This window comes from Kitasatospora sp. NPDC022785 (genome assembly GCF_055561295.1).
This window is the reverse complement of the sequence record NZ_JBVHHB010000047.1, coordinates 24745-31192: the sequence shown is the minus strand read 5'-3', so window position 1 is coordinate 31192 and position 6448 is coordinate 24745. Positions and strand designations below refer to the sequence as shown.

The 6448-nt window shown below is 71.8% G+C and carries 6 protein-coding genes; 1 reads left to right on the top strand and 5 read right to left on the bottom strand.

Translation table 11 applies throughout. From position 1 onward, the window contains the following. A partial coding sequence (locus ACZ3YO_RS38965) for a phospholipase domain-containing protein (RefSeq protein WP_465578913.1) occupies positions 1-779 on the top strand: 779 nt, incomplete at its 5' end. Between the two features lie 444 nt (positions 780-1223). Here ACZ3YO_RS38965 and ACZ3YO_RS38960 read toward each other — a convergent pair. The 5 genes from ACZ3YO_RS38960 to ACZ3YO_RS38940 all read right to left on the bottom strand — a co-directional run bounded on the left by ACZ3YO_RS38960 (position 1224) and on the right by ACZ3YO_RS38940 (position 6337). Then, on the bottom strand, positions 1224-2102 hold the full coding sequence (locus ACZ3YO_RS38960; protein WP_465578911.1) for a hypothetical protein: 879 nt from the start codon (positions 2100-2102) through the stop codon (positions 1224-1226). Between the two features lie 267 nt (positions 2103-2369). After that, positions 2370-2927, bottom strand: a complete 558-nt coding sequence (locus tag ACZ3YO_RS38955) for a GNAT family N-acetyltransferase (RefSeq protein ID WP_465578910.1) — start codon at positions 2925-2927, stop codon at positions 2370-2372. A 188-nt stretch (positions 2928-3115) separates the two neighbouring features. Further along, positions 3116-3796, bottom strand: a complete 681-nt coding sequence (locus ACZ3YO_RS38950; RefSeq protein WP_465578909.1) for a phosphonatase-like hydrolase — start codon at positions 3794-3796, stop codon at positions 3116-3118. A 12-nt stretch (positions 3797-3808) separates the two neighbouring features. Then, positions 3809-4930, bottom strand: a complete 1122-nt coding sequence (locus ACZ3YO_RS38945) for a TIGR03364 family FAD-dependent oxidoreductase (RefSeq protein ID WP_465578908.1) — start codon at positions 4928-4930, stop codon at positions 3809-3811. A gap of 165 nt (positions 4931-5095) precedes the next feature. Next, on the bottom strand, positions 5096-6337 hold the full coding sequence (locus tag ACZ3YO_RS38940) for an alpha/beta hydrolase (RefSeq protein WP_465578906.1): 1242 nt from the start codon (positions 6335-6337) through the stop codon (positions 5096-5098). Between the last annotated feature and the right edge of the window lie 111 nt (positions 6338-6448).

Genomic DNA, 6448 nt, shown 5'->3' with positions numbered 1-6448 from the left:
TGCGCTTCATGGAGCAGGTCACCGGCGTCGCAGAGCCCAACATCTCCGCGTGGCGGCGGGCCGTCTGCGGCGACCTCACCAGCTGCTTCGACTTCACCGCCCCCGACTACTCGGTCCCGACGCTGCCCGACACCAACGCCCTGATGGCCAAGGCCGACGCGGGCACCAAGCTCCCAGGCGTCCAACTCCCGGCCGTCGGCGCCCAGTCGATGCCCGTCCAGGAGCCCGGTCCCCGCCCGCACCGGCGGCTGCCGTACCGGCCGTGGGCGGACCTCACCGTCGACCGCACGAGCGGCCTGATCACCTGCACCCTGGCCAACTCGGGCACGGTGGCCTTCCCGTACACCGTCTACCCCAACATCGTGTACGCCTTCGCGGGCACGCCGTTCACCGTCGCCCCCGGCGCCGCGCGCACCTACACCTGGGACGCCTCGACGACCGACGGCCGCTACGACTTCACCGTCCACGGCCCCGACGGCTTCGTCCGCCGCTTCGCCGGCACCGTCGTCCGCGCCGACCAGGACGACATCGCCGTCCCCGTCGTCACCGCCGCCCCCGGCACCTCGGCGCTCACCTTCACCCTGGCCAACACCGGCCGGACCGCCCTCACCTTCACCCTCACGCCCAACGACTACGCGGGCACCCCCCAGACCGTCCGCGTCGGCCCCTCGTCCACCACCACCGTCAGCTACCCGCTCGACCAGTCCCGCTACGACGTCACCGTCACCGCCCCCACCGGCACCCGCTTCACCCAGCGCTACGCGGGCACCCTGCACTGAGCCCGTGAGCCACGGAGTGGGAAGTCGGCCCGCCCGACTTCCCACTCCGGAGCCACCGGCTCACAGACCTCTGCCCCCGGAGTATCCGGCTGTCTCCCCCGCGTGGTCCGACCGGCCCTCCCACCTCAACTCATCGGCCTTCCACCTCGCCGCCCCCTGCGCGTGGTCCGCGATCCACCCGATCTGTGTCCGACCCCGGTTCCATCACCGCAGCTGGCCGAGACCGGCCGCGACGGGGGCTGAAGCGCCGGGTCCGATCCTCTCCCGCGGGTGCCGGGACATCCGCTCGCGGCGTCGGCTCTTCTCCCCCGAAACCATCCGGCTGCACAGGGATATCCGGTGCCGTCATCCCCAACAGGGTGTACGGGACACCCATGAGAAGGATGATTCCCGGCATCACCACGACATAGGCGGCGGCGTCCAACCCAATGGCCTCGATGGCCTTCAGTGCGCAAGACCGACCGCCACCGAGGCGGCGCTCGCACCGATGGTCCGCCATACCGTTCGTTCGGGCCGCCCGGCGCCTCGCGCCAACGCCTCAGCCGCCTCTCGGTCATCCACCAACGCCAGTGGCCGCCCAGTCAGCAGCTTCTCAATCAGACGAGCAACCCGAGTATCGAGCTCGCTTGCCCGTCCCGGTTCGCGCAAAGCGGTGTGCCGGGCCCTCTCGATCCGAGCCGCCATGGCTGCGCTCTGACCGGCGAACGCCCGTCGGTCCGCTGCGCTGCGATACGGACCGAACTGCCCGAAGGCGAGAAGAGCGCGATTCAGCTCGATTCCCGTACGCCCCAGTTCTGCGACGGTCTGGTCTGTCGGAGTCTCCTGGTGGACGCCACTCGCCTTCAGGACATCGGCAGCCGCAGACAGCACGACTCCCACGGACCTTCCCCGGCGAAGCGCCAACTGGTCGAGCCGGAGGTACAGAAGCACCACACCCGTCAACACGATCGCAGGTGCCAGAGCCCACTTGAGTGCGATCGGAGCACCGCCGGCCTGGAGGGTGACACAGGCACCCAGCAGCATGGCCGGAAAGACCAGCAGAAGCGTCGGCGAGGTCACCCACAGCTGAGCGAGTCTGGCTCGCTCCCAGTCATACAACTGATCTGCGAGACGGCCACCGCCCCCGGGAATCACTCTTTGAGTAGCACTATGACGCTCGTCGGCCTTCTCCCGCGCTCTGGACGAACTGATCCTCCGCACCAACCGATAGGCCTTCGGCCGACCGTTCAGGGCCTGCTGAAGGGAGCGTGCACTCAGCAGCAACATGCCAGGAATACCGATCCCGATGTACCAAGGTTCCGTGGCAAGGAAAAGGTCGAGCATTGCAACCAGCTCTCGCGCGTGCTTCCAGCAAGGCTGTGAAAGCTACCTTCCCCCACTGACACCGTGGGTGGGACATGGGCCCAGATGGCTCATAGCGCCGCGAAGCTTCCGCTGGTGGGCAAGCACCAGCAGTGGAGGGTGAAGGCCATCCGAACGGACGGCCCCTGGTCGAGGTGACCGGGCTCAACACCGACCAGCTCCCCGTCTCCGCCGCGAACCACCCCACCCGCCCCCCGCTCACCACCGACCGGTTGCAGGCCACCGCGCTCAGCCCGCACTGGAACCCCCGAGCGGGGGACGGCCGCCCCGGAGTGGGAGGTCGGCGCTGCCCGCTCCCGAGCCGAGCTCCTTGCGCATCAGGGTGCACATCGTCTCGTACCGGCGCAGCGAGCCGCCCGGAGCCCGTTCCTCCCAGGCGTCGGGCTGTCGGCCGTAGGCGACGTAGCCCAGCCGCTCGTACAGGGCCCGGGCCCGCGGGTTGTCCTCCTCGACGCCGAGTTCGGCGCAGGACAGGCCCCTGCTCCTGATCCGTTGCTCCGCGGCCCCGATGAGGAGCGTGCCGATCCCGCAGGACTGCAGCGCGGGGTGGACGGCCAGCTGCCAGATGGTGCCGGCCCCCTCCTTGGCCCGGTAGTCGACCCCGGCCTTCGCCACCGGCACGCCCGTCGGTGTGCAGACGGCGAGGTAGTCGACCTCACCGCGCCGCGCGCGCACCAACTGCTCGGCCACGTTGACGAGATGGAGGTCGGACCCCGACCACCCGCACGACTCCAGGTCGGCGTGCACCAGATCGCGCACCGACAGTTCCAGTACCACCTCGGCCATCTTCGCCACCTCCGGCCTGTCAGCTTCCCCGGCGGTCCGCCCTAGACGCAACGGCATTTCGCACACCCCGACACCCCGCCCGCACCGCGCCACCCCACCCCCGGCACCGCGGCGGCCGCGCCTTCGGCCGAGCCGCCGGCCCCTGCGCCCCAGCCCTCGCAGGCCGTGGCGCCGAGGCCGGCCGTCGTTCAGCCCCGGGCCAGCAGCCCCGGCAGCTCGGCGACGGACCCGAGCACGTGCGTCGCCCCGTCGGCGCGCAGGCGGGCCTCGTCGTGGGCACCGGTGAGGACGCCGGCCACCACCGAGGCGCCGGCCCGGGAGCCGGTCAGCATGTCGTAGCCGGTGTCCCCGGCGACGGCGATCTGCCGGACGGAGTCGGTACCGGTGCGCAGCAGTGCGGTGAGGGCCAGGTCCGGGTAGGGGCGGCCTCGGCCGGCCTCGGCGGGGCAGAGGGTGAGGTCGGCGACGGCCTCCCAGCCGAGCGCGCGCAGGATCCGGTCCTGGGTGGCGCGGGAGAAGCCGGTGGTGAGGACGACCTTCCGGCCCTGGCCGCGGAGTTCGGCGATCGCCTCGGCCGCGCCGGGCAGGGCGGCGCAGTGACCGGCGTCGACCAGGTCGTGGTAGGCGGCCTCGAAGGCGGCGTTGGCGGCCTGGGCCTTCTCCTCCGCCCCGAACAGGTGCCGGAAGACGGAGATCTTGGACTCGCCCATGGTGGCCCGGACGTGGTCCTGCATGCGGGCGTGCTCGGGGCTGCCGCCCTCGACGCCGAGGGAGCCGGCGGCGGCCCGGAAGGCCTGCTCGACCAGGCCGTCGTCGGCGACGGTGGTGCCGGCCATGTCGAGGACGACCAGACGGATGTCGGAAGACATGTTCAACATTCCTTACAGGTTGGCGAGTTCGGCGGTCTTCTCGGCGATGGCCGGCGAGCAGGTCATGCCGCGGCCGCCGGGGCCGGTGACCAGCCAGACGGCGTCGCGGACCTTCTCGCGGTGGACGACGCGGGTGGTGTCGACGCACTGCGCGTACACGCCGGCCCAGCGGCGGCGGACCCTGGGCAGCGGGCGGCCGAGCAACTCCTCGGCCACGCCGACCAGGTGGTCGTACGGGTCCTCGACGACGTCGAAGCCGAACGGCTGGTCGTACTCGTGGGTGTCGCCGATGGTGAGGCCGCCGTCGCGGCGCTGGACCATCAGCAGCTGCATCTTGTGTTCGGCGGCGACGGGCGGCTGCGGCTGCGCGGCCCTGAGCTGCTCCAGTGCACTGCCCGCGAAGGCGGGGTAGTAGCGGAAGCTGTCGCCGTCGGCGACCGAGGTGGTCAGCGTCTCGCCCAGCGGGTCGGTCTGCATCATCTGCAACCGGACGCGTCGGACGGGGAGTTGAGGTGCCAGCTCGCGCACCAGGCCACCCAGCCAGGCGCCGGTGCAGAGCACGACGAGGTCGCCGGTGTGGGTGTCGCCGTGGTCGTCGCGGACGGCGTTCTCGCCGATCACCTCGCGGACCTCGCGCCCCGGCAGGAAGGTGTACCGGCCGCTGGCCTGCAGGGCGGCGCGCAGGGCGGGCTGGGCGGTGCGGGGCTCGACGACGGCGTCCCGCTCGCACCACAGGGCGCCGAGCAGCTTGCCGCGCAGCGCGGGGTTGGCGGCCCGGGTCTCGCCCTCGCCGAGCAGCCGGTAGCCGCGCGCGGCGGCGTCGGACAGGGTCAACGCCTGCTCGGCGACGGCGAGTTCGGCCTCGGTGCGGATCGCGGTGAGCGAGCCGTTGGGCCGGAAGCCGAGGTCGGGCACCTGTGCGCCGATCCGCTCCCACAGTTCGCGGGCGCGCAGCGCGGTGTCCAGTTCCTCGCCGCCCGCGCGGCCGCTGACCCAGACCAGCCCGAAGTTGCGCACGGAGGCGCCGCGCGCCTCGGCCTCGCGCTCCAGGTGGACGACCTCGTGGCCGCGTTCGACGGCCTGCCAGGCGTGCATGGTGCCGAGCACGCCTGCTCCTACGACGATGACTCTCATGCGGCCAGGCTGGTGCCGCGAGGTGGCCGGGAGGAGTCCGGATCCGGTCCCAAAGGTGAACCGACCGAAAAGTTGTACAGACAACCGGGTCGCGCCGGACGGGGCGGCACCCCGCCACCCCGCCCGGCGCGACCCGAGCGGTCACCCGGCCACCAGGCCACCCGGTCACGCAGCCCCGACCGGATCGGTGCCGAGCCACCAGGCCGGGGCGGCGGTGCCGTCCGTCGTCCGGCCGTCGGCGTGCACGTAGTGCCGCACATCGCGCCCGGGCTCGCGCAGTTCGCCGTCGAGGGCCCGCTCCAGCCACTCCGCGCCGAAGCGGAAGACCTCGGCCGCGACGCCGCCCAGCGGGTGGAACTCGTTCTCGTAGACCCGCAGCTCCTTCGGGGCACGGATCCGCTCGTACGTCGCCATCGCCTGCTCCAGCTGCGTGAGTTCGTCGAACTCGCCGATTCCCACGAGGACCGGGCAGGTGATGTCCGCGACGAGGCCGCCGAGCGGCATCCGGGCGGCGAGCTCGCGGTCGAAGGCCTCCTCGTCGGTGTAGCCGGCCATGAACATGTAGTTGTTCTTGAAGCTGGGCTGCGCCCGGTCGAAGATCGTGTGGAAGTCGCCGCTGACCCCCTCGAAACTGGCGAGCGCCGCGAGCCGGGGGTCGGCGGCCGCGGCCCGCATCCCCCAGTAGCCGCTCATGCTGATGCCGAACATGCCGATCCGCTCGGGGTCGACCTCGGGCAGGCCGACCAGGTGGTCGAGGTAGCGGCTGATCGCGCGCTCGTAGTTGGTGAGGTCGACGGTGAGCCCGCCTGCCCGGGACTCGCCCTGGCCGGGCCCCTCGATCGAGAGGGCGACCACGCCGCGCGAGGTGTAGTAGCGCTCGGCGGCATGGATGTAGTCCTCCTTGATCATGTCCATCCCCGGGCCGAGGATGACCGCCGGCGCCCCCTCGACCACGCCGGCCGGCAGGTGCAGCAGGGCGTGTATGTGCCGGCCCTCGAAGTCCAGGACGACCCGGCGCACCCGGCGGCCGCGCAGCTCGCCGAGCCTGGCGACACAGTGGTCGGCCCGCTCCCGGAAGGCGTGCTTGCGCGGGTCCGCCGCGTCGAAGACGGAGTACTGCGCCCGGCCCCACATGACGGCGGCCCGCAGGTAGAGGTCGGCGGCGGTGCGGGGGTACCCACCACGCTCGTGGTGGGCGGCCCGCTCCTCGGCCTGGCCGGCCACGGTCGCCCACGCCTTGGGCAGCATGGCGCCGCTGCGAACCAGGGCGAAGACCTTGTCGAAGTCGGTGTGGTCGTGGCCGAGCTGCTCCATCGTGCCCTTGGCCTGCGGGTGCAGCGCGTCGAAGCCGCCCTGGGCGAGGGCGAGGTCGAGGGCCCAGCTCTGCCCGGTCGATCGCATGGTCATGACGGGTACGCTCCGTTCGCGGGATGACTAAGTACTTAATCATTAAGTCCTTATGCTTATCCTGTTTGTCAACCGCCACCGCGGAACCCCGCCACCGGAGAAGGAGAAGCG

Coding starts and splice junctions, on each gene's coding strand:
- ACZ3YO_RS38945 (WP_465578908.1), bottom strand. CDS start 4,930: ATGAGAGTCATCGTCGTAGGAGCAGGCGTGCTCGGCACCATGCACGCC.
- ACZ3YO_RS38955 (WP_465578910.1), bottom strand. CDS start 2,927: ATGGCCGAGGTGGTACTGGAACTGTCGGTGCGCGATCTGGTGCACGCC.
- ACZ3YO_RS38940 (WP_465578906.1), bottom strand. CDS start 6,337: ATGACCATGCGATCGACCGGGCAGAGCTGGGCCCTCGACCTCGCCCTC.
- ACZ3YO_RS38960 (WP_465578911.1), bottom strand. CDS start 2,102: ATGCTCGACCTTTTCCTTGCCACGGAACCTTGGTACATCGGGATCGGT.
- ACZ3YO_RS38950 (WP_465578909.1), bottom strand. CDS start 3,796: ATGTCTTCCGACATCCGTCTGGTCGTCCTCGACATGGCCGGCACCACC.